26 protein-coding genes and 1 riboswitch are annotated in these 22,393 nt (G+C 55.3%); of the genes, 12 read left to right on the top strand and 14 right to left on the bottom strand.

Going from position 1 to position 22,393, the window contains the following annotated elements:
* Positions 1-10 precede the first annotated feature (10 nt).
* The 14 genes from pduP to pduA are packed head-to-tail and all read right to left on the bottom strand — an operon-like array spanning position 11 to position 10,788.
* Entirely contained in the window at positions 11-1,396 is a 1,386-nt protein-coding gene (gene pduP / locus OGV83_RS12635; protein ID WP_286463722.1) for a CoA-acylating propionaldehyde dehydrogenase PduP, read from the bottom strand.
* On the bottom strand, positions 1,393-2,400 hold the full coding sequence (gene pduO / locus OGV83_RS12640; protein WP_071258872.1) for a two-domain cob(I)yrinic acid a,c-diamide adenosyltransferase PduO: 1,008 nt from the start codon (positions 2,398-2,400) through the stop codon (positions 1,393-1,395). The genes pduP and pduO overlap by 4 nt, the downstream gene beginning before the upstream one ends.
* Before the next feature lie 10 nt (positions 2,401-2,410).
* Entirely contained in the window at positions 2,411-2,686 is a 276-nt protein-coding gene (locus OGV83_RS12645; protein ID WP_071258870.1) for a EutN/CcmL family microcompartment protein, read from the bottom strand.
* Between the two features lie 3 nt (positions 2,687-2,689).
* A complete protein-coding gene (gene pduM, locus OGV83_RS12650; RefSeq protein ID WP_012131763.1) occupies positions 2,690-3,181 on the bottom strand; it encodes a microcompartment protein PduM in 492 nt (163 codons plus the stop codon).
* Entirely contained in the window at positions 3,178-3,810 is a 633-nt protein-coding gene (locus OGV83_RS12655) for a phosphate propanoyltransferase (RefSeq protein ID WP_012131764.1), read from the bottom strand. The genes pduM and OGV83_RS12655 overlap by 4 nt, the downstream gene beginning before the upstream one ends.
* Before the next feature lie 11 nt (positions 3,811-3,821).
* A complete protein-coding gene (locus OGV83_RS12660; RefSeq protein WP_047462701.1) occupies positions 3,822-4,286 on the bottom strand; it encodes a BMC domain-containing protein in 465 nt (154 codons plus the stop codon).
* Positions 4,287-4,310: 24 nt separating this feature from the next.
* Entirely contained in the window at positions 4,311-4,586 is a 276-nt protein-coding gene (pduJ, locus tag OGV83_RS12665; RefSeq protein WP_004853788.1) for a propanediol utilization microcompartment protein PduJ, read from the bottom strand.
* Between the two features lie 19 nt (positions 4,587-4,605).
* Positions 4,606-4,956, bottom strand: coding sequence for a glycerol dehydratase reactivase beta/small subunit family protein (locus OGV83_RS12670; RefSeq protein WP_058669354.1), 351 nt, complete (start codon positions 4,954-4,956; stop codon positions 4,606-4,608).
* A complete protein-coding gene (locus tag OGV83_RS12675; RefSeq protein ID WP_071258869.1) occupies positions 4,946-6,778 on the bottom strand; it encodes a diol dehydratase reactivase subunit alpha in 1,833 nt (610 codons plus the stop codon). Before OGV83_RS12675 ends, OGV83_RS12670 begins: the two co-directional genes overlap by 11 nt.
* A gap of 15 nt (positions 6,779-6,793) precedes the next feature.
* Positions 6,794-7,312 (bottom strand): propanediol dehydratase small subunit PduE, encoded by a 519-nt coding sequence (pduE, locus tag OGV83_RS12680; RefSeq protein WP_012131768.1) that lies wholly within the window; start codon positions 7,310-7,312, stop codon positions 6,794-6,796.
* Between the two features lie 14 nt (positions 7,313-7,326).
* Positions 7,327-8,001 (bottom strand): propanediol dehydratase medium subunit PduD, encoded by a 675-nt coding sequence (pduD, locus tag OGV83_RS12685; RefSeq protein ID WP_047462718.1) that lies wholly within the window; start codon positions 7,999-8,001, stop codon positions 7,327-7,329.
* 10 nt (positions 8,002-8,011) lie between these two features.
* Complete coding sequence (gene pduC / locus OGV83_RS12690; RefSeq protein ID WP_047462720.1) at positions 8,012-9,676, bottom strand: propanediol dehydratase large subunit PduC; 1,665 nt, start codon at positions 9,674-9,676, stop codon at positions 8,012-8,014.
* Between the two features lie 18 nt (positions 9,677-9,694).
* On the bottom strand, positions 9,695-10,507 hold the full coding sequence (pduB, locus tag OGV83_RS12695; protein WP_012131771.1) for a propanediol utilization microcompartment protein PduB: 813 nt from the start codon (positions 10,505-10,507) through the stop codon (positions 9,695-9,697).
* Complete coding sequence (gene pduA, locus OGV83_RS12700) at positions 10,504-10,788, bottom strand: propanediol utilization microcompartment protein PduA (protein WP_001183618.1); 285 nt, start codon at positions 10,786-10,788, stop codon at positions 10,504-10,506. Before pduA ends, pduB begins: the two co-directional genes overlap by 4 nt.
* 523 nt (positions 10,789-11,311) lie before the next feature.
* Here pduA and pduF point away from each other — a divergent pair.
* The 12 genes from pduF to OGV83_RS12760 all read left to right on the top strand — a co-directional run bounded on the left by pduF (position 11,312) and on the right by OGV83_RS12760 (position 22,393).
* Complete coding sequence (pduF, locus tag OGV83_RS12705) at positions 11,312-12,121, top strand: propanediol diffusion facilitator PduF (RefSeq protein ID WP_012131772.1); 810 nt, start codon at positions 11,312-11,314, stop codon at positions 12,119-12,121.
* Between the two features lie 205 nt (positions 12,122-12,326).
* The gene (gene pocR, locus OGV83_RS12710; RefSeq protein ID WP_012131773.1) at positions 12,327-13,238 is read left to right on the top strand and encodes a transcriptional regulator PocR; all 912 of its coding nucleotides are present in this window, start codon (positions 12,327-12,329) and stop codon (positions 13,236-13,238) included.
* A gap of 298 nt (positions 13,239-13,536) precedes the next feature.
* Positions 13,537-13,710: riboswitch (cobalamin riboswitch) on the top strand.
* 99 nt (positions 13,711-13,809) lie between these two features.
* A complete protein-coding gene (locus OGV83_RS12715; RefSeq protein ID WP_071258867.1) occupies positions 13,810-15,189 on the top strand; it encodes a cobyrinic acid a,c-diamide synthase CobB in 1,380 nt (459 codons plus the stop codon).
* Positions 15,186-16,145, top strand: a complete 960-nt coding sequence (cbiB, locus tag OGV83_RS12720) for an adenosylcobinamide-phosphate synthase CbiB (RefSeq protein ID WP_071258865.1) — start codon at positions 15,186-15,188, stop codon at positions 16,143-16,145. The genes OGV83_RS12715 and cbiB overlap by 4 nt, the downstream gene beginning before the upstream one ends.
* Before the next feature lie 12 nt (positions 16,146-16,157).
* The gene (locus OGV83_RS12725; protein ID WP_012131778.1) at positions 16,158-16,790 is read left to right on the top strand and encodes a cobalt-precorrin-8 methylmutase; all 633 of its coding nucleotides are present in this window, start codon (positions 16,158-16,160) and stop codon (positions 16,788-16,790) included.
* Positions 16,787-17,926: a cobalt-precorrin-5B (C(1))-methyltransferase CbiD gene (gene cbiD, locus OGV83_RS12730; RefSeq protein ID WP_012131779.1), complete on the top strand. Its 1,140-nt coding sequence runs from the start codon at positions 16,787-16,789 to the stop codon at positions 17,924-17,926. Before OGV83_RS12725 ends, cbiD begins: the two co-directional genes overlap by 4 nt.
* Positions 17,920-18,525 (top strand): cobalt-precorrin-7 (C(5))-methyltransferase, encoded by a 606-nt coding sequence (locus OGV83_RS12735; RefSeq protein WP_047462737.1) that lies wholly within the window; start codon positions 17,920-17,922, stop codon positions 18,523-18,525. The genes cbiD and OGV83_RS12735 overlap by 7 nt, the downstream gene beginning before the upstream one ends.
* Positions 18,515-19,084, top strand: coding sequence for a decarboxylating cobalt-precorrin-6B (C(15))-methyltransferase (locus OGV83_RS12740; RefSeq protein WP_047462740.1), 570 nt, complete (start codon positions 18,515-18,517; stop codon positions 19,082-19,084). The genes OGV83_RS12735 and OGV83_RS12740 overlap by 11 nt, the downstream gene beginning before the upstream one ends.
* Complete coding sequence (locus tag OGV83_RS12745) at positions 19,077-19,850, top strand: cobalt-precorrin-4 methyltransferase (protein WP_012131782.1); 774 nt, start codon at positions 19,077-19,079, stop codon at positions 19,848-19,850. Before OGV83_RS12740 ends, OGV83_RS12745 begins: the two co-directional genes overlap by 8 nt.
* Complete coding sequence (gene cbiG / locus OGV83_RS12750; RefSeq protein ID WP_049011682.1) at positions 19,831-20,886, top strand: cobalt-precorrin 5A hydrolase; 1,056 nt, start codon at positions 19,831-19,833, stop codon at positions 20,884-20,886. Before OGV83_RS12745 ends, cbiG begins: the two co-directional genes overlap by 20 nt.
* On the top strand, positions 20,886-21,611 hold the full coding sequence (locus tag OGV83_RS12755; RefSeq protein WP_012131784.1) for a precorrin-3B C(17)-methyltransferase: 726 nt from the start codon (positions 20,886-20,888) through the stop codon (positions 21,609-21,611). The genes cbiG and OGV83_RS12755 overlap by 1 nt, the downstream gene beginning before the upstream one ends.
* Positions 21,608-22,393: a cobalt-precorrin-6A reductase gene (locus OGV83_RS12760; protein ID WP_012131785.1), complete on the top strand. Its 786-nt coding sequence runs from the start codon at positions 21,608-21,610 to the stop codon at positions 22,391-22,393. Before OGV83_RS12755 ends, OGV83_RS12760 begins: the two co-directional genes overlap by 4 nt.

Consider the following 22,393-nt stretch of genomic DNA (forward strand, 5'->3'; position numbering starts at 1 on the left):
AACGACCTCATTAGCGAATTGAAAAGCCGTTGGTCAGTACGCAGCGACGGGAACGGGCAAATGTGCGTGCTGAGGTTGTCCCTTCGCCGGTCGGGGTGGCGATGGTAAAGGTGGTAAACCCTTCGCCGCCAACGCCGATACCGGCATAGGAAGGGCCGTTTTTCACAAAAATAGAGGTCTGTAAGGTGCGCGCCGCCAGATTCAGGCGAGAGACATTCTGCGAGTGCATAATGGCGGTATGGTGCAGACCTTCTTCAACGTTTAGCGCCAGTGCCAGCGCGCTGTCGAAATTATCGACCTTCACGACGGGTAGCATTGGCATCAACTGTTCGCTGGTTACCCACGGATCGTCGGCACTGACGATACCGATAAGCAAACGCGGCGGTTTTGCGGGAACGGCAATACCGGCGGCTTCCAGCATGGCGGTCGGGCTTTTCCCGACCAGTTTTTTATTCGCGTGACCTTCCGGGAGGCAGACGGCGCGTAATTTATCGATATCCGCAGCGTTTAACAGCAATGCGCCGAAAGCCTGCATTTGCTGAACCAGGCACTCAGCGACGCTCTCTACGACAATCAGACTTTTTTCTGCGATGCAGGGCAGGTTGTAATCGAACGCTGCGCCGTTGATGATATCTTCGGCCGCTTTGACGATATCGGCGGTCTCATCAACGATGCAGGGCGGATTGCCCGCCCCGGCGCCAATGACCTTTTTACCGCTTTTCATTCCTATCGCAACAATGCCGGGGCCGCCAGTAATAGCCAGCACCGCAATATTGGGATGCGCCATCATTTGCTGAGTTGCCTCAAAGGTCGGTTCTGCGACAGTGACGACCAGATTACGGATGCCGCAGCAGCGGAAGGCGATATCTTCGATCATGCCGATCAATTTGAGTGAGACGTTCTTCGCGCCAGGATGCGGGCTGAAATAAACGCTGTTGCCCGCAGCCAGCATACTGATGCTGTTGTTAATAATGGTTTCGGTAGGGTTGGTGCTGGGCGCGACGGAACCAATGACGCCGAACGGTGAATATTCAAACAGCACCATGCCGCCATCGCCGGTGAGGGCCGTGGTTGTCAAATCCTCAATGCCTGGCGTGTTATCCAGCGCGGCTTTGTTTTTAAGAAATTTATCTTCTTTGTTTCCCATCCCCGTTTCCGCTGCGCTCTCCGCCGCCAGCGTGGCAAGATGCGGCGTAAGCTCCTGGCGCAGGGCGCTGATAATGGCGCTGCGCGTTTTGAGCGGACACTGCTGATAACGTAAGAAAGCCTGATGCGCCGCGTCTATCGCTTCGCCGACGGACTGAAAAATACCGTGTCCTTGCGTTTCGGCCTGCGCAGGCGCCAACTGTTCGCTTAAAATATTACGGATGAGGGTTTCCAGTTCAGAAGTATTCATTGATGTGTTCTCACGTTAATTGCCGCAATGGCGGCTTGTGCAATATCCATGTCCTGTTCAACGCTCCCGCCGCTGATGCCAAGACCCCCAATGAGCAGACCATCACGCCATAACGCGAATCCGCCGCCAAAAGTGACGACTTTCCCCTGCATATGGCTTTCCAGACCGTAGAGCGAAGCGCCCGGCTGAACGGCGCAAGCCAGTTCGTGGGTGGCTGTTTTCATGGCGACGGCGGTCCAGGCTTTTTTCGGTGCCAGTTCACTGCTCACCAGCAGAGCGTCCGGCATACGCCAGGTCACGGTTTCGGTGCCGTTGGCATCCACAATGCTGACGACCACAGGAACCTGAAGCGCCTCCGCCCGCGCCACCGCTGAACGAGTTAACTGATGAAGCTCGTGAAAAGAGAGGGTCATAGAGCGTTCCTTGACGACAGAGGCCGGGTTTGAGGCCAGGTAGCGCTCAGTGACCTCCCGAATGATGTTGTTCTGATGAGCGTCATGATCTTCGGCGCGCGCCAGCGCATACAAGCAATCAGATAAGCGGTTGATGTAGCGCATCAGGACGTGCCTGACGCTGGCGGTTGCCGACAGCTCGACCAGACGTCTTTCAGCCCGGCGGGCAAGCGTGCGGGCAAAGTGCAGGCGACTCGCGGCTTCGCAACGGCCAGGTAAAATGAAACTGTGTAAAGGCGTAACGCGTCCCATCGCGGTATCAATAGCCGCTTCAAGCGCGGCAATATCTTCCGCGCTGATATAGCGCTGCTCCGGCGACGGCTGCTCGCTTTCGCTGGCGAGTTCGGCGCTAAACCAGAATATCTGCATCTGAATAGATTCGAGCAACGTGCGGTGTTGCGCGCAGGTTGTGGCGCAAACGCATAAACTCAGCGCTGCATTGAGTTCATCCAGCGTGCCGTAGGTTTCGACGCGTGGATGCGTTTTACTGACCCGTTGGCCGGTAAATAAGGCCGTAGTGCCGGAATCTCCTGTTCGGGTATAAATCGCCATCATCCGCTCCTTAATGAGAAAGCGTGTCTACGATGCCGACAATGGCCAGATCGATGGCCTCGTTCGGGCTGGAAAAAACATGTCTGGCGCTGGAGCCGCTGCTGAGTAAAACCAGTTCACCCACGCCAGCGCCGACGGAATCGACGGCAACCTCATCTCCGGTAATGGGCGGGTCGGGAAGCTCTCCATCGACACTTACCCGACGTACCAGCAAAAGTTTTTTCCCAACCAGAGAGGGCGATTTTTGCGTGGATACCACCGCGCCTGTGACTCGTGCCAGATGCATGGTTCACTCCTGCTTAATAAGTTGAATATTCCGCGCGCTGGCGGCTTCACGGGCCAGAGCGGTGACGACACAGCGACGACGCAGCACCAGTAATTGCCCCGCGAGTAGAGCGACGTCGGCGTAACTCAAAAGAGTGGTCGGATGCAGGCAGATTGTTTGCCCTCGTTCATCGACCAGCCTGATGGGCAGACGCGCCAGCTTTTTCACCGGCAGCGACGGCAACAGGCGATGGTGCAGGGATATCTGTAGACGAATACCTGATGCCAGTGCGTCATGGATTTTCTTCGCTACAGGGTCGTCAGCATCCTGCTCTGCGATATACGTCAGCGAAGGCAGATCCGCCTGCACAATATGCAGCGCCGCATACTGACAAAACAGCGCGCGGGAATCGGCCTCCCGCAGTTGCGAAATACTGAGCGTGGCCGTGCTTTCCGCCCGACGCTGCAAGCGGGAGATGACCTCCTCAATAATGCGCTGCAACATCTCGCCGTTCATCGCGGTGTAACCAGAGTGGCAAACGCGTCCGGGCTGTCGGCGCCTGCGGCATTGGCTTCATCTGTGTCGATGTGCATTTCAAGACGCATATCCGCAGAGACGCGAATCGCGACGTTGTCGAAAATCAGCCTGCGCGCATTGCCTTCAATAGCGACAGAAACTTTGTCGCCATGCGCAACGCGAAATATCAACGCATCAAGCGGCGACATATGAATGTGGCGTTGGGCGACAATCACGCCGGAGGCGAGATCCAGCTCGGCGAAGGGGCTGACAAGACGAATGCCTGGCGTTCCTTTAAGGTCTCCCGACATGCGCAGCGGCGCAGCGATGCCCAATGTTCTGGCATCGGTGCGGGAAATCTCAACCTGGCTGGTACGGCGAAGGGGGCCGAGCAGGCGCACATTCTTTAGCTGACCTTTAGGGCCAATAAGCGTGACGGTCTGGTCGGCCGCATATTGCCCAGGCTGGAGCAGCGCTTTTTTCTCGCTGATTGGCTGACCAGGGAAAAGCCGGGCATAGTCTTCAGCGCTAAGATGGATATGACGGTTGGAAACACCCAGAGGAATAGGGCGCTCACGCATTTCATCCAGCACTTTGCTGACGGTTGTTTCCAGAAGCTGTTTATCCATTACGCTTTACCTCACTTACCTGAATGCAGGCAGAGTGACCGGGGCTCGCCTTTTTGCCGCTTACAGGCAGGGTCAAGACAGAGATTGCAACTGACCATTCCGGCTTCGGGTTCTGCTTCCGGTACTGACTCTTCTACAACCACGACGTCAGGTTCAGATTCAGGTTCTGTTTCAGGTTCCGGGGCTGGCATGGGCGCGGGCGGAATAACCGTCGCGCGGGAAAGAATCCCCTCCCCAGGCCTGGCGATAACTTTGTGGGCGATCAGCCCCTGCTGCTGATCGGCAAAACTGGCACCGGTGATGATGGCGGACTGCACGGAGGCCACATCACCGGTGATTTTGATCACCGTCCAGCCAGAACCGTTGGTTCTCTCAAGCCCCACCAGCGTGATGGAAGCGGCTTTCGCCATGACATCCGCGCAACTGATGGCTAATGCCAGACCACTAACTTCAAGTAATCCCAGTGATTGCTTCACGCTGTGCTCCTTGGTTGCGGCCGTTTAGGCTGACTTGGGTAAAATGGCCTCAACGTCGCTGTGCGGACGTGGAATAACGTGGCAAGATTTCACCTCGCCCACGGCGCTTGCTGCGGCGCTTCCCGCATCGACTGCCGCTTTAACCGCGCCAACATCACCGCGAACCATAACGGTGACCAGGCCGGAGCCGATTTTTTCATAGCCCACCAGTTGCACGTTGGCGGACTTCACCATGGCGTCAGCGGCTTCGATAGCGCCGACTAACCCTTTTGTTTCAACCAGTCCCAGTGCGTTGTTCATACTGCGATTCTCCTGTTGCTTAGGTATTCAGATCCCGAAAGGGGATCCCTTTGACTAACCTTGCCGCGTTGTTACCAGCACTTCGCCGGGCATGGCTGTCCTGGTGATACATCAGCGTAAAAAGCGGCGCTGATGCGGGTAAATTCTTGTAATGCACAACCAGCTTTTCTTTGTCGCAGGCTATGCCGACGAGTAGCGGAGACCGACGAGCCGCCTGCCAGGCGCAATGGGTCACGTCACCGTCAGTCTGCGTCTGGATAACAAAGGGGATACCTTCTTCTTCAATACCGAGAAGCACCTCTTTCCAGACCGTGATACCGTCATCGATGGTCGAAATAACGATAGCCGGGGTACTGGCGTTACTGTCCATGCGCGAACTCCTTATGCCAGGAGAGAATCAGCCCGGTCGCGACCGCATTTCTCGGGCCTTCTGTGCCGCGAATGTTGCCGCGACCGGCCACCAGGCGATAGTGCGCCAGCGCATCGGTGACGAGTTGCGGGATCTCGAAATCCAGAGACGATCCGCCAACCAGCACGACAAAAGGAATGTCACGAATGTTGCCGGTCGGGCTGACCTGGCGCAGCGCGCGCAGCGCGTTAGTGACGAAAACCCGCTCTTTGGCGCTGCGGCGAATGGCGCGTACTTTTTCCAGCGCTAAATCGCCGGGTAATGGAACCAGTTCATCAGGCTTCACCACACATACGCGGGCAAATACGGCTGGCGGCAGCGGGGTGGGGAAAAACTGGACGCTGCCATCTTCGTGACGCAGATGAAAAAGGCTTTCCACCTTCGCGAGCGGATATTTTTTAATCTCTTCTGCCAGATAGCGGTCATCCAGACCCAGTTCACGGGCAATAATCATCGTGACCATATCGCCAGCCCCTGCGAGGTGGGTGGCAATGATCTCCCCTTTGGGATTGATGATGGAGGCATCTGTCGAACCTGCGCCCAAATCGAGAATCGCCAGCGGACGCGTGGTGCCGGGAGTCGTCAACGCGCCTAAAATCGCCGCTTCAGCCTCAGCACCGCCAACCTGAACGTCAACACTCAGCTTTTGTTTGATTTCACGGGCGATCATCGCCATTTGCAGACGGTCGGATTTCACCATTGAGGCGATGCCTACGGCCTGCTCCAGAGAAAATTCGCCTGCCAGCCCGCCGGTAACGCTCACCGGAACGGAAGTATCGACAGCCAGCAAATCCTGAATGAAGATCTCGTTGCTGGGCTTATTGGTCAGTTCCGCCATGGTCTGGCGTACATGTTCCAGCATGCCGCCAATATTGGTGCCTGCTTCGCCGGTCACGTTGTCCAGCTTGCGGCATTCGCCCACCGCTTTCATGATGGCTTCAGCACCGGCGGCAACATCTACACGGAGCGTGCGTCCCTGAGAAAGCAGTTCCAGATTCCCGGCGGGAATGGCGCGTGCTTTGACATCCCCTGATGGCGTTTTCACGACGACGGCGGAGCGATTGCCAATCAGCGCGCGCGCCATAGGGACGATATTTTTGGTTTCTTCGGCATTAAGGCCGAAAACCGTGGCAATACCGTAAGGGTTAGAGAGCGTTTCAATCACTTTCCCTGGTACGGCAACCTCAATTGCGGCCAGCATGCCCAGCGGAATCCGGTCGATATAGAGCACTTCATCGACGATCGGTAAAGGCTGTTCCAGGCGGTTGCTGACCAGGACGCCGTCATCTTGCTGCAAAATGACGCCGGTGAGTTGATATCCGGCGCGTACGGAGGCGTTAATCATGGTGGCGACATCGGCGAAATCGAACACCGATGACACGACCAGGATATAAGGCGTATCCGCCGGGCGGGTTAATAACTCTTGCGGCGTAATGGTCACTCCCACACCCAGACCGACCCCGCCTGGGGTTTTAGGGTTATGGCCGATCATTGTGGACTCGGTAATGATGGTTTCCGTGATGGTTTCCATCGCGACATCGCCAATGACCGGTGTGGCTTCGTTGATGCGGATAAGCGAAATATCGCTGACATTGATGCCTGCGTTTTTTGCCGCAAGCGTAAGCGCCTCCTGAATACCAAACACATTTCGTAATGTGCCTTTAATTCCGGTGGTTTCCGCCAGCGCGCTGCCGGTAATGGTCAGCGCGCCAGCCTCATCCAGCTGCGCCAGCGCGACTTCTGTTGATGAGTTGCCAATATCAATGCCAGCTATGTATCGCATCGTATTTCCCTAAAATTAATCGTCACCTTTGAGTTTTTTACGCTCGACGTATAACGTTGCCGCTTCACGCACGAAAGCTGCGCAAATCTTCGCCTGATAGCGATTTTCCAGATCGTCTGCGATAGCCATCAGCTCTTCTTTCGTCGAACGGTATGGACGCAGGGCGTTGTAAATTTCAAGGATTCGATCGTCCGGTACGGCGGTCAGTTCCGCTGCGCGCTCAAAGTTCATCGCCAGGCGGTCACGTCCGGCATCTCTGGCGATAGCCGCCTGAATGCGCAGCGTATCCGGCGTGATACGCATATCCTGTGCGGTCACTTTGTCGCTGAGGACGTTTTCCAGCGTGAATTCATCCAGCGTTTTATTGGTGGCGGTTTTTACCCATTCTGGATGTTTATTCGCCAGCGGATAATCCGTCACTTTTGCGGTATGCGTTGATGCGCTTGCTGCGGCCGGAGCAGGTGCGTTGCCCTGCAAGCTGTTCATGCGGCTCAACACGTCCCGAACCATCGATTCAATTGCGTCGGTATTCATGGAGGTATCCTTTGTTAAAGCGCCACGCGCAGTTCCTGCGGGTTTTTGCCCGTCACGACATACTTCGTCTCTTTAATGTGCAGAATGGCGGATTTCGCCTGGTACTTCGGGCGCGCCATTTGGTCATTTAAGGTCGGAACCGGTTGTGGTGACTCACGCTTCGCATAGCGCGCGGCGTTCTTGCCAATCTGACGATACGTTTCCAGCGTCAGCAGCGGCGCCTGAGGGAATAACTCCAGATTGGAGAGCGGCGGTAGCCCTTGCTGATGGATAACGGTAGTGCCTTTTGACTGAATGCCGATTGAAATGCCGGAGCCGCTGAGGCGGTTGCCTTCAACGGCGACGAACGCCACGTCAGAGGATTTAAAGCAGCGGATCACGCGGGCTTTAATGCCTTCTTCTTCAATACCGGCGATCACTTCACGCAGGATATTTTTGTGCGGCAAGCCGACGATATTCACGGTCTGCGACAGGCCAAATGCCGGGCCCACGGCAATGATCACTTCATCCTGCTGCGTACCTTGTCTGGCCTCGCCAATTTCCGTCAGAAAACCGTCGCCTTGCGGCGCTGTGGTTTGCGGCGAAGTTGATGCTGTCGGTGCGCGAAAGGAGACGGGCTTATCGCTGGTTTGCATTTCGGACAGCACGTCTTCGATTATCTGGCGCAGCAGCTTTTCATTAATTTCCATTTTTCACCCCTTAGCCAAGTTCGTTGGGATCGAGTGCGCCAGGGATGTTTTTAATCTCTTCCCAGCGTTCGCCTTGCAGGCGATAACCTGTTGCCGGACCGGCATAATCGTTGACGTCATTCACCGCAGAGAGCACCTGCCCGTCGCCGACGATAATGGCGGAGGTATGCAGATAGTCTCCGGTTAACTTGGCTTTCTGGATGTTGAGCATGTCTTGCGCGACGTCGGTGAAACCACCTTTTGCAAGGGCTTTCACCACTTCCAGACCGTTACGGTTTTTGTTGATGATCTCTTGCGCGAACTTGATGTCTTCGACGATGTTACGTTCAGGCATATCTTTCGAGCCGTGAGCGTAGGTTGCGGCTTCAACCTCTTCATCGGTAATCGGCGGCAGCCCCATTCCGGCAAACACGGCTTGCAGCGCGCGCGCGGCTTTATTACGGATGGCGATAACGTCTTCTTCGCGAACCGGACGCAGACCACCGTCCACTTTCAGGTCACGCTGGATAACGTTGTAGTCGTCGAAGTCCTCCGCATCTTCGTTTGAACCGGCAAACATGTTGTCGTAGTTCGGTACGGCGGAATAACCCGAAGAGATGAAGTCAGTACCCGGCAGGAACTGCATCAGCAGACGCGCGGTACGACGCATATCGGAGTGGGTGAAGGTCTGGTCGTTACTGGAGGCGCATTCCAGATCCAGCGCGGAGCAGATCAGGTTTTCCGCCAGTACGGCGCGAATGCCTGACGGTACGGCGGAAGGAACGCCGATGCAGCTGACAGAACCGTTCTGTAGACCCTGAACGCCTGCGGCTTTGGTGATATAGATACAGCGGGCTTCCAGATAGAGCATTGATTTGCCTTCAGCATAGCCCATCTGTACTTCGGAACCCGACCCCGAGGTAAAGCGCATTTTCAGGCCGCGAGAGGCATAGGAAGAGGCGAGGAAGCCTTTTGACCAGGGGGTATCGTCGCCATCGGTAAAGACCGGTTCAGTACCATAGACGGAAATGGTTTCGGCGTAGCAGGTGTGGCCCAGCATACCGAGCTTCAGTTCGGTGGCTTCTTCCAGTGAACACTGCGTTAATACGCCCGGACGACCGACCTGGGAGCCCACCAGCAGAGCGATAGCATTGAACGGGGCGTAGCGCGCGACCGCAACCGTTGTCTCTTGCTCATCAAACCCACGCCACGCGCCTTCTGCGGCATCGGCAGCAATCTGAACCGGGTTGTCTTTCACGTTGGTGACATGCGCCTGCTGAGAAGGCGTACGGCGGGCGCGCATTTTTTGCATCGCCATCATCATCTCTACCACGTTCATGTGTGAGACGACTTCAACGATTTTTGCTGGCGTCATCGCCGTGGTGAGCGGAACGATGTCGCTGCGTTTGACGTTTGGATCGCACAGCATATTGGCGAGTTTGACCGAGTCCATCGCCATCACTTCTTCCGCGCGCGCCAGGTTAATACCGTAACGGGCGATAAAGTGGTCGATCAGGTCAAATTCGCTGGCGGCTTTGCCGTCCAGCTCGGTGACCGCGCCGTTAACGATTTTAATCGACGGTTTGGGGTCGTTCGGGCTTTCCATCGCAATGAAGCCTTCTTCGATCCATTCCTTAACGAAGCCGTCCTGATTCACAGGGCGTTTCGCCAGTGCTTCAAATCTTTTCGATCTCATGAATCAGCCTCACGGATATCAGATATAGGACGGACGATCGTTTTTCGGCGTCGCGCCGAGAGTGGACAGAACGGTTTTGCCGATTTCACGGGCTGAAATAACCGCCTGACGCACCGCGCCGGAATCCCCGGAAATCACCAGAATGGCTTCGTTACTGAAGCTGGTGCCGTGTGCCGGAGAGCTGTAAGCCACGACCTCAACATTGGCGGATTTCAGCGCGGTATCCGCCATCAGCACGCCAACGGAGGCGGGGGCGCCGACAATCACGCCGCAGGCGCGGCCAATTGGCGCGCCAAAGGCTTTTTCAAGCGCATAGCTGGCGCGGGCGGTGTATTGCAGCTCGATATGCCCGGCTTCATTGGCGTATACGTCGCCGAACGTCCGGTCGAGTTCTTTCAGCGCAACTTCAATGCCGCGCTTCACGTCCGAAACATCGTTGCCGCCTAAAATAATCAGCGAGCCGTGGCCTGCGCCGCCTTTGGTATCGCGGGGAAGCTCAATGCTGACCACTTCGGTATTGGTCGCTTTTACTGCTTCATCGGCGGCCATAATGTGCGGGCCTGCGCCAGTTCGCGCGCCAAGGATTCCGATGGAGCGGTAGCGCTTTTCCAGCTTCATCGCTTCCAGTAAGGCACTGTCCACATTTGCGATCACCAGACCGACGGTGTCGCCAATCGCGGTGCCGACAAATTCCGTTAAACTGCAACTTTTCTCTGCCATAGCCGTCTCTCGTATTGGGTGGGTTTCTTCAGGAATGGCCGTTTGTTCTGGCGTTGCCACACGGGCAATCACCTGCGCCATGATCTGTTCCACCAGTTCATTGCTGCTCATTGGCTAATTCCCTTCGGTAAGATTTTTTCTACATCGGTATGAGGGCGTGGAATAACGTGTACGGCTTTCACTTCTCCCACGTTGCGTGCGGCAGCGGCGCCCGCATCGGTTGCCGCTTTTACTGCGCCAACGTCACCGCGAACGATGACCGTTACCAGCCCGGAGCCAATTTTTTCGTAGCCGACTAACATCACATTGGCTGACTTCACCATTGCGTCTGCGGCCTCTATGGCTGCGGTTAAGCCTTTGGTTTCTACCATTCCTAATGCTTCTTGTTGCATAAAGACCTCGCCTGGGTTGTCCCGATGTTGATGACTATAAAAAGAAGCGAGGAAAAAGAATGGCTGACTTTAAAAAGAGAATGAAAAAATAATGGGTTCTCAATAGCACTAAATTGCTGTGATTTTTTATAACTCACTGAATTTAAAGGTTTAATGTGCTGTTTTTGATATGATTATTTCGTTTTCGCTATTCCATTTTTACATTTTGCAGGATGACAAAATAAATAAGTTTTGCTACGCGAAAAATGGAATTGTGATATTTGTTTGAAAACGAATATCTGGTGATCGCAATTTTTTATTATTCCTAATCTGGCATTTTATTCGTTAGAGTACGCTCCATTATTGCCCTGGAGAATAAACAGAGAGCAATATTTTGCTATAGCAACACGATTTTTCGGGGCAGGTTAACGGCAGATTGCCAACAATTTACAGGTGCCGCTTTTTATAGTGATGCTCGTTGTACTCTACTGCCAGTACGGCGTTGTGCTGGTAAAGACACGAACTCTGCTTAGAAGGTGTCACAATGAACGATTCACTAAAAGCACAATGTATTGCCGAGTTTTTGGGCACCGGGCTGTTTTTGTTCTTTGGTATCGGTTGCCTGAGTGCATTAAAAGTTGCGGGTGCGAGTCTGGGGCTATGGGAGATCTGCATCATTTGGGGGCTTGGGATCTCGCTTGCCGTTTATCTCACGGCCGGGATATCGGGCGCGCACCTGAACCCGGCGATTACCATTGCGCTGTGGTTGTTTGCCTGTTTCCCAGGGCGAAAGGTCTTGCCTTATTCTATCGCTCAGGTTGCCGGAGCGTTCGGCGGCGCGCTGTTGGCCTATCTGCTCTACGGTAGCTTATTTACCGAGTTTGAAGCGGCGAACCATATGGTGCGCGGCAGCGTGGAGAGTCTGCAACTTGCCAGTATTTTCAGTACCTACCCGGCAGCCGCGCTGAGCGTATGGCAGGCGGCGCTGGTCGAAGTGGTCATTACCTCGATTCTGATGGGGATGATCATGGCGCTGACCGATGATGGCAATGGGGTTCCTAAAGGGCCGCTGGCGCCTTTGCTTATCGGTATTTTGGTTGCCGTTATCGGGGCGTCTACCGGGCCGCTTACGGGGTTTGCGATGAATCCGGCGCGTGATTTTGGTCCAAAATTATTCGCGTGGTTTGCCGGTTGGGGAGACATTGCCATGACCGGGGGGCGCGATATTCCTTATTTTATTGTGCCGATTATTGCGCCGATTGTCGGAGCTTGCGCCGGAGCTGCGGTTTATCGTTACCTGATTGGTAAAAATTTACCGTGCAATACCTGTAAGCTGGAGGAAAATGGACGTTAACACGACGGGACGTATGTATTTTTGAAACACGTAAAATCATTTCGTGATCTGGTTTCACGAACTGGTCAAAACGTCTCCCACGGATGGGAGACTTTTGTTATTGTCCCTTATACTTTTTTATCACTAATACAGTATGGTGATGATGAAAGGTAAATGTGAAATAAATGTTCTATTTGCAACAATAAATTAACTGAGGGGTTTTATCATGATTTCTGCGAGTGCCCTGAACTCAGAACTCATTAATAAAATCGCACAGGATTTTGCACAAGCCACCAGTCTGGCGGTCGTGGTTGTCAATATTCACGGTGATGAAATTTCTGAGTTATTCAATTTCACGCCTTTTTGTCAGCTAATGCGTCAACATCCTCAACACAGTATTCGTTGCCGTATGAGCGATCGCTGCGGGGGGCTGGAAGCGTCAAAATCAGATCAGCCCTGTATTTATCGTTGCCATGCCGGGCTAACCGATTTCTCCATTCCTTTGGTGATTGCCGGTCATCTGGTGGGGTTTGTGTTATGTGGTCAGGTACGTTTAAGCGATGATGTCGGACTGGTTGATATTCTTAATGTCGATGATCGCTGGCAGGCCGATCCTGAACTGTTGAATGAGTTCCGAAACGTCCCCGAAATGGACTACGCGCGGGTGATAGCCTCTGCGGATCTGCTGAAGCTGATTGTGGAAAATTGCCTTAAAAAACAACTTAATTTTGTTGTTATCAAAGACAATCCGCCGCAAGCGGAACCTGCTCGTTCGCAACGTGGGCCCAATCCCCACGACAGCAAAATGAAGAAAGCGTTACGCTACATTGACGCGCATTTATCGGACGATCTTCGCCTTGAGGATGTCGCTTCTCACGTCTACCTCAGCCCGTACTACTTTAGTAAGTTATTCAAGAAATATCAGGGAATCGGTTTTAATGCCTGGGTAAACCAACAGCGCATGGCCAGCGCCAGAGAGCTGCTTTGTCACAGTGACTGGAGTATCGCCAGCATTGCACGTAATTTAGGCTTTTCTCAAACCAGTTATTTTTGCAAAGTGTTCCGTCAGACCTATCAGATCACGCCACAGGCTTTCCGTCAGCAAATAAATGATAATTCGTCCGCCGAGTCCGCATAAATAGCAATATTTTGCTATTGCCGATTTTTGATATCGTATTGTATGTCAGTCATTATAAAATGAAAAAAACTATAGCAGAGCAATAAATTGTCATAGCGCAACAAAATAATGTTATCTGAAGGATAAACTGAGCCAGTTTTTATTTTTGTGATGAGATACAGTGTCATTATGAATAGGTTTCATTATTCTTTTGCGCAGTGTTTCATTCAAAACAGGCGTCATTACACCATTGCGTTGGCATAATGGCGCGTAACAGGTAATTAAAATTTAATTGTCGTTATGAGCGAGAAAGTGATGCTCATAACATCAACCGACAGGTTTGGCACATTTGTGTCAGGGAAGGGGGTGAGAATCCCCCGCAGCCCCCGCTGCTGTGATGCTGACGACCCCGTAAGACCACTGATCGCAAGATTGGGAAGGACGGGCGAGGAGGACGCTAAGCCAGAAGACCTGCCTGTCGGTATTTACCAACAACTTCGGTGGGAAGTGGGTTGCTCAGTAGCGTACAGTCGAAAGACTGGGGTAATACGTAGCTAAACAATACCTCTACCACCCTGAACAGGATCAGGGTATGGCGGCAAAGCTTCACGCATTTATTCTCGCAGGAACCGGAAGCGGCTGTGGTAAAACCACCGTCACGCTTGGTCTGCTGAGTCTGCTGAAAAGACGTGGAATGCGTGTTCAGCCATGCAAAGTCGGCCCTGATTATCTCGATACCGGCTGGCATACGGCAGTATGCGGCAGTGCGTCCCGTAACCTCGACAGCTTTATGCTCCCGGAGCCCGTGCTTAACGCGCTGTTTTGTGAACACATGCAGCAGGCGGACGTCGCGGTGATCGAAGGCGTGATGGGACTCTATGACGGCTATGGCACCGACCCGAACTACTGTAGTACGGCGGCGATGGCGAAACAGCTGGGCTGCCCCGTGATTTTGCTGGTGGACGGTAAAGCCGTTTCTACCTCCATTGCCGCGACGGTAATGGGATTTCAGCACTTTGATCCTGACCTCAATATCGCTGGCGTGATTGTTAATCGCGTTAATAGCGAAACTCACTACCAACTCCTGAAAACGGCGATTGAACGCTATTGTTCGCTACCGGTGCTTGGCTATGTTCCCGGAGTGGAAGGCGTGGCGTTGCCGGAGCGTCATCTGGGGCTGATTACCGCGCGTGAGTCCGTCGTTAATCAACAGCCGTGGCAGGATTTTGCCGATACGCTTGAACGAACGCTGGACATTGATGCGCTTCTTTCCCTGAGTCAGCTAACCGCGCTGCCTGCTGGCGAGTGGCCGGCGTTACCCGACCCGCAGGCGGGAAAAGGACTTACCGTTGCCATCGCGGATGACGAAGCGTTTAACTTTTACTATCCCGATAACATCAAACTGCTGGAACGTACTGGCGTAACGATGACGCGTTTCAGTCCACTGCATGACAGCACGCTGCCGGAATGCCAGATGATCTGGCTGGGAGGCGGATACCCCGAGCTACACGCTACCGCGCTGGCGGCGAACACCCCAATGCTGGCGCAAATGCGCGCCGCCCATCAGCGCGGCGTGGCGATTTACGCAGAGTGCGGCGGGCTGATGTACCTCGGCAGTACCCTGGAGGACGCCAGTGGAGAGATTCATCGGATGGTGGATGTGATTCCGGGGCACAGCAAAATGGGGAAACGGTTGACCCGCTTTGGCTACTGCGAAGCGCAGGCCAGAGAGCAAACGCTGCTGGCGGCGGCAGGCGAAGTGCTGCGTGGACATGAGTTCCACTATTCTGATTTTCTCCCGGAAAACCCGGCGGTGATGGCGTGCCGTAAAGTCCGCGATGGTAAGACATTGCAGGAATGGTCTGGCGGCTGGCAGGTGGGAAATACCTTTGCAAGCTACCTTCACGTTCATTTCGCACAACGCCCTGCAATGCTGAACCACTGGCTGGCGGCAGGAAGGGAGGCGCTATGACCGTGCTTGCGTGGTGTATCGCCTGGCTTCTGGATTTCGTTATTGGCGATCCGCAGAACTGGCCGCATCCGGTACGCTGGATTGGCAATTTAATTTCAGCAACTCAACGTGTTGTACGGCGTTACTGCCATAGCGACAGATCGCTGCGCATTGGCGGAGCGGTGATGTGGCTGGTGGTGGTCGGCGTGACGTGGGCGGTTTCCTGGGGCGTGCTGGCGCTGGCGAGCGCGATCCATCCCTGGTTTGGCTGGCTGGTAGAGATCTGGATGATTTTTACCGTGCTGGCTGGCCGCTGTCTTGCGAATGCTGCCCGCGATGTTGAACGCCCGCTGCGGGCGGGCGATTTAGCTGAAAGCCGCGAGAAGCTGTCATGGATTGTCGGACGGGATACCTCACAGTTACAGCCTGAACAGGTTAATCGTGCCGTGGTGGAAACGGTCGCCGAGAACACCGTAGACGGCATCATCGCCCCGCTTTTTTTCCTCTTTTTGGGCGGCGCGCCGCTGGCAATGGCGTACAAAGCCGTAAATACCCTCGATTCAATGGTTGGCTATAAACACGAAAAATATCGCGCCATTGGTATGGTCAGCGCCCGTCTGGATGATATTGCGAACGTTATCCCGGCGCGTCTGAGCTGGCTGCTGCTGAGCATTGCCGCGGCGTTGTGTCGTTACGACGGCTATCGCGCCCTGCATATCGGCTGGCGGGATCGCTACAACCACAGCAGTCCTAACTGCGCGTGGTCAGAAGCCTCTGTTGCCGGTGCGCTGGGTATTCGTCTTGGCGGCCCGAATGACTACTTTGGCGAGCGTGTTGAAAAACCCTGGATAGGCGACGCGCAGCGCGGCATTTCAGTAGATGACATTTCCCGAACGATTCGATTGATGTGGGTAGCCTCGACCCTGGCACTGGCGCTGTTTATCGCCGTACGGTGCCTGCTGGTTGGCGCAGCCTGAGGATAACAGACGATGCAATATATTCAGCAGCCCCAGGCGATTGAGGCCAAAAGTTTCGACATCATTGGCGAGATCATTCGCGAGACACGCCCGGAGTATCAGTTTGCCAGCCCGCTTCACGAAGCGATCATCAAGCGGGTGATTCACACCACCGCCGACTTTGACTGGCTGGATATTCTCTGGTTTTCCGATGACGCGCTGGAGCGACTCTGCGCGGCGCTGAGTCGCCCATCCATTATCTATACCGATACCACAATGGCGCTTTCCGGCATCAATAAAACATTGCTGGCGACGTTTGGCGGTGAATGCCGTTGCTATATCAGCGATCCGCGAGTCGTGGCGGAAGCAAAAGCGCAGGGAATTACCCGATCAATGGCGGCGGTGGATATCGCCGTGACGGAAGAGAGTGAAAAGGTGTTTGTGTTCGGCAATGCGCCGACGGCGCTGTTCCGGTTGCTTGAGCATGACGTTGCCGTGAGCGGCGTGGTAGGCGTACCGGTCGGGTTTGTCGGGGCGGCGGAGTCTAAAGATGCGCTGACGAAAAGCGCGTTGCCAGCTATCGCAGCGCTGGGGCGCAAAGGAGGAAGCAACGTCGCCGCCGCGATCGTAAACGCCATGCTCTATTACTTGCAGGGGGCGCGATGAGCGATCAATCCTTCGACGCGCCTGTCTGGCACAACGGCAAAGCGTTGCGAAAAGGGTATACCACCGGATCGTGCGCGACCGCTGCGGCAAAAGTCGCTGCGTTGATGGTGTTACGCCAGCATCTGATTCATCAGGTCTCCATCGTTACGCCGTCCGGGGTGACATTGTGCCTGAACGTCGAGTCGCCGCACATTGAAGGGCGGCAGGCGATTGCCGCGATCCGTAAGGACGGCGGCGATGATGTCGATGCCACGCACGGAATGCTGATTTTTGCCCGCGTAACGCTGAACGATAGCGGCGAGATTACGTTGCAGGGCGGAGAAGGCGTGGGAACCGTGACGCGTAAGGGAATTGGACTGCCGGTGGGCAGCGCGGCGATTAATCGTACTCCGCGCCATACCATTGAGTCTGTAGTACGCGAAGCGATAGGCCCGGCGCGGGGAGCGGATATTGAAATTTTTGCCCCGGAGGGGGAAGAACGGGCGCAGAAAACCTATAACGCGCGCCTCGGTATTCTGGGCGGTATTTCGATCATTGGAACCACCGGCATTGTCACTCCGATGTCGGAGGAGAGCTGGAAACGCTCGCTGTCGCTGGAGCTGGAAATCAAACGCGCCGCCGGTCTGGAACGCGTTGTGCTGGTGCCGGGAAACCACGGCGAGCGCTTTGTGCGCGAACAGATGGGTATCGACACGCAGGTTGTCGTCACCATGAGCAATTTTGTCGGTTACATGATTGAAGAAGCGGTACGTCTGGGATACCGCCATATCGTGTTGATCGGCCATCCCGGTAAGTTGATTAAAATAGCCGCGGGAATTTTCCACACTCACAGCCACATCGCAGATGCCCGCATGGAAACCCTGGTGGCGCATCTGGCGCTGCTTGGCGCGCCGCTTGAGTTACTGACTCGGGTCAGCGACTGCGACACCACCGAAGCGGCAATGGAGCACATTGAAGCATACGGTTTTCAACATATTTACAACCATCTTGCGCAACGCATCTGTATGCGCGTGATGCAGATGCTGCGCTTCACGAAAACGCCACCTACCTGCGACGCCATCATGTTCTCTTTTGATAACCAGATCCTCGGTAGCAATCGTCCGATCGAAGAGATTGTGGAGGAAATGCAATGCTAACGGTAGTGGGCATGGGGCCGGCAGGGCTGCATTTGATGACGCCAGCGGCACGCGAGGCCGTGGCGGATGCCGATGTGCTGGTGGGGGGAAAGCGTCATTTATTGCAGTTTCCTGCGTTCACCGGCGAACAGTTTGTTCTGGGCGCCAATATTGCGGAATTGCTCAACTGGATTGCCGGGCAGCAGGACAAACGCATCGTGGTGCTGGCGTCCGGCGATCCGCTGTTTTACGGCATCGGGACGCGCATGGTGGCCCATTTTGGCATTGAGCGGGTGCGCATTATTCCCGGTATCAGCGCAGTGCAATATCTGTGCGCGCAATCGGGTATCGATATGAACGATATGTGGCTGACCAGCAGCCACGGTCGCAGCGTCTGTTTTGATGAGCTGGCGCGTCATCGCAAGGTCGCGATGGTGACGGATGCCCGCTGCGGGCCGCGAGAAATTGCGACGCAGTTAATGGCGCGCGACAAGGGGCATCGCTGGATGGTGATAGGCGAAAACCTGGCAATGGAAAACGAGCGGATTCACTGGCTGCGCGTCAGTGAAGTCAATGCCGACTATGACATGAACGCAGTGGTGATCCTTGATGAAAGATGAGCTTTTTCTACGTGGCGAGAACGTGCCGATGACCAAAGAAGCGGTTCGCGCGCTCGCGCTGTCAAAACTTGATTTGCACCGTGCCAGCCATCTGATTGACGTAGGCGCCGGGACCGGGAGTGTGTCGATAGAGGCGGCGTTACAGCACCCTTCGCTGCACGTTACGGCGATTGAACGTAACCCGGCAGCCCTGCGGTTGCTGGATGAAAACCGCCAGCATTTTGCCTGCGGCAATATCGACATTCTGCCGGGTGAAGCGCCGATGACGATGACTGAAAAAGCGGATGCGGTGTTTATGGGCGGGAGCGGCGGCCATCTGACGACGCTGATTGACTGGGCTATGCGGCAATTGCATCCCGGCGGCCGTCTGGTGATGACCTTTATCCTTCAGGAAAACCTGAATACTGCGCTGGAATATCTGACACAGATTGGCATCCATGAGGTGGATTGCCTGCAAGTGCAGGTGTCGTCACTCACTCCCCTCGGCAATGGCCACTATTTCAAACCGAATAATCCTGTTTTTGTTATCGCCTGTCAGAAGGAAGAGAACCATGTCTGAGACATTTGATCCCCGCTGTGTATGGTTTGTCGGCGCAGGTCCGGGCGATCGTGAACTGATCACGCTCAAAGGTTATCGCCTGTTGCAACAGGCGCAGGTCGTTATTTATGCCGGATCGCTGATTAATACTGAACTGCTGGACTATTGCCCGCCAGGCGCTGAGTGCCACGACAGCGCCGAACTGCATCTGGAGCAAATTCTGGATCTGATGGAAGCGGGCGTGAAGGCCGGAAAAACGGTCGTACGCCTGCAAACGGGCGATGTGTCGCTGTACGGCTCCGTGCGTGAGCAGGGCGAAGAACTTACCCGGCGCGGCATCGACTGGCAGGTGGTGCCGGGCGTCAGCGCGTTTCTCGGCGCTGCTGCGGAGCTGGGGGTGGAGTATACCGTCCCGGAAGTTTCGCAAAGCCTCATCATTACCCGCCTGGAAGGGCGTACTCCGGTGCCGGAACGTGAACAGCTGGAGTCCTTCGCCAGCCACCAGACGTCAATGGCGATTTATCTCTCCGTGCAGCGTATTCACCGGGTTGCCGAGCGGCTGATTGAAGGTGGCTATCCGACCACCACGCCAGTGGCGGTTATCTACAAAGCGACCTGGCCGGAAAGCCAGACCGTGCGCGGCACGCTGGCGGATATCGGTGACAAAGTACGTGAGGCGGGTATCCGTAAAACGGCGCTCATTCTGGTCGGGAATTTCCTGGGGGATGAGTATCACTACTCAAAACTCTATGCGGCGGACTTTAGCCATGAATACCGTAAAGCCTGAATCTATAGCCCTGTTTTGTCTGACGCCCGGCGGCGTACAGCTTGCGAAGCGGCTGGCGGCGATGCTGCCGTTAACCTGCTTTACCAGTGAGAAACTGCTGGAAGACGGGTTTATGCCCTTCGAAGGCGGATTTGCACAATCGGCCCGCGATGCGTTTGCTAACTATTCGGCGCTGATTTTTATCGGTGCGACCGGCATCGCGGTACGCGTGCTGGCACCGCTGGTAAACGACAAATTCAGCGACCCGGCGGTGGTGGTGATCGATGAACGGGGCCAGCATGTGATCAGCCTGCTCTCTGGTCATGCGGGGGGCGCCAATGCGCTGACCCGCTATCTGGCGGGCATGCTCGGCGCCGATCCGGTTATCACGACGGCGACTGACGTTAACGATATGGCGGCGCTTGATACGCTGGCATTTCAGCTCAATGCCCGGATGACCGACTTCCGCTCGGCGGTAAAAATCGTCAACCAGATGCTGGTCAGCCACCAGCGCGTCGGGCTGTGGTGGGATGAGGAACTGGCAGACGATGTCAGTCACTGCGATCGACGCGGGTTCATCACCGTGACCGACCTGCATCAACTTCCCGAGCTTGATGCGCTGGTTTGCATCACTTTGCGCAATGAATTGCCAGAAATACCCGTTCGGCACTGGAAACTGGTGCCGCAGCGGGTGGTCGCCGGAATCGGCTGTCGCCGCGATACGCCGTTCCCGCTGCTGGCAGCGCTGCTGGCGCGACAGCTGGAGGCGCAGAAATTTGATCCGCTGGCGTTGAAAGCGATTGGCAGCGTCTCGCTCAAAAAAGATGAGCAAGGATTAATCCAGCTTGCCTCCTGCTGTCGCGTTCCCTTTGAAACCTTTACCGCTGACGCGTTGCGTGAGCATGAACATCGCTTCCCGGCCTCCAGATTTGTGCGGCAAACCGTCGGTGTGGGCAGCGTATCCGGCCCGGCGGCCTGGCTGTTAAGTCACGGAAAACTGTCTGGCGAAACCCTGCGCGAACAGGGCGTCACTATTACTTTGGGAGTTTCACACTGATGTTAAGCGTAATTGGAATTGGCCCTGGCTCGCAGGCAATGATGACGATGGAAGCCGTAGAAGCCTTACAGGCGGCGGAAATTGTCGTTGGCTATAAAACGTACACCCATCTGGTAAAAGCCTTTACCGGCGACAAGCAGGTGATCAAAACCGGAATGTGCAAAGAGATCGAACGCTGTCAGGCGGCGATTGAACTGGCGCAGGCCGGACACAATGTGGCGCTGATCAGCAGCGGCGATGCGGGGATTTATGGCATGGCGGGGCTGGTGCTGGAACTGGTCAGCAAACAGAAGCTGGATGTTGAAGTGCGGCTGATCCCCGGCATGACCGCCAGTATCGCGGCGGCCTCCCTGCTGGGCGCGCCGTTGATGCACGATTTCTGTCATATCAGCCTGAGCGATCTCCTGACGCCGTGGCCGGTCATCGAAAAACGGATTATCGCCGCCGGAGAAGCAGACTTCGTGATCTGTTTCTATAACCCGCGCAGCCGTGGCCGTGAAGGTCATCTGGCGCGTGCTTTTGAACTGCTGTCCGCCAGCAAAAACGCGCAAACGCCGGTTGGCGTGGTGAAGTCGGCCGGGCGTAAAAAGCAGGAAAAATGGCTGACCACGCTCGGCGATATGGATTTTGAGCCTGTCGATATGACCAGCCTGGTGATTGTCGGCAACAAAGCCACTTACGTACAGGATGGTCTGATGATCACGCCGCGAGGTTACGTACTGTGAGTTACGGCGACGTGCTGGTTATGGGCGGCACCAGCGATGCCCGGATGCTGTGTCAGCAACTGGATGCGGCAAAGGTGGCATACACCCTGTCGGTTGCCACGCCGACAGGAAAGCAGCTGGCTGGCGACATTAAAGGTCAGATCCGCTGCGGGCGCCTGGAGCCAGAGGAGATGGTGGCCTGGCTGAAAGCGCACCGCACGCGTTGGGTCATTGATGCGTCGCACCCGTATGCCGAGGTCGTCAGCCGCAACATTATGCACGCCTGTGAACGCGCGGGGGTGTTGCTGAGCCGCTACCAGCGCCCGGAACAGCTCAGCGAGCTTACGCACCCGCTGTTGCACCATGTCCACACGATTGCTGAGGCCTGCGATGTGGCGCAGCGCTTTGGCGAACGCGTTCTGTTAACGACCGGAAGTAAAGATCTGGCGACCTGGCGAGCCGGGTTGCCGCACAAAAAACTGCTGGCCCGCGTCTTACCTGTTCCTGAGGTCATTCAGCAATGTGCCGACCTGGGATTTGGCGTTGGTGAGATTTTTGCCCTGTGCGGGCCGTTCAGCGCTGAATTTAACGCGGCGTTTTATCGTCAGTGCCAGGCCGATGTCGTGGTGACAAAAGCATCGGGGGCGGAGGGCGGTTATCAGGAAAAAGTTCAACCCTGTCTGGATGCCGGTATCCCCTGCATCGTGATTACCCGCCCGGCAACGCTTGTAACGGGTGATGAGTTACTGGAAAGTCAGGCCGCATTTGCGCAGCGTTTGGCGCGCTGGCTGGCCGCTGCTTAA

This window comes from Citrobacter sp. CK189 (genome assembly GCF_030333505.1).
In the GTDB taxonomy this organism is placed as follows: Bacteria; Pseudomonadota; Gammaproteobacteria; order Enterobacterales; family Enterobacteriaceae; genus Citrobacter_B; species Citrobacter_B koseri.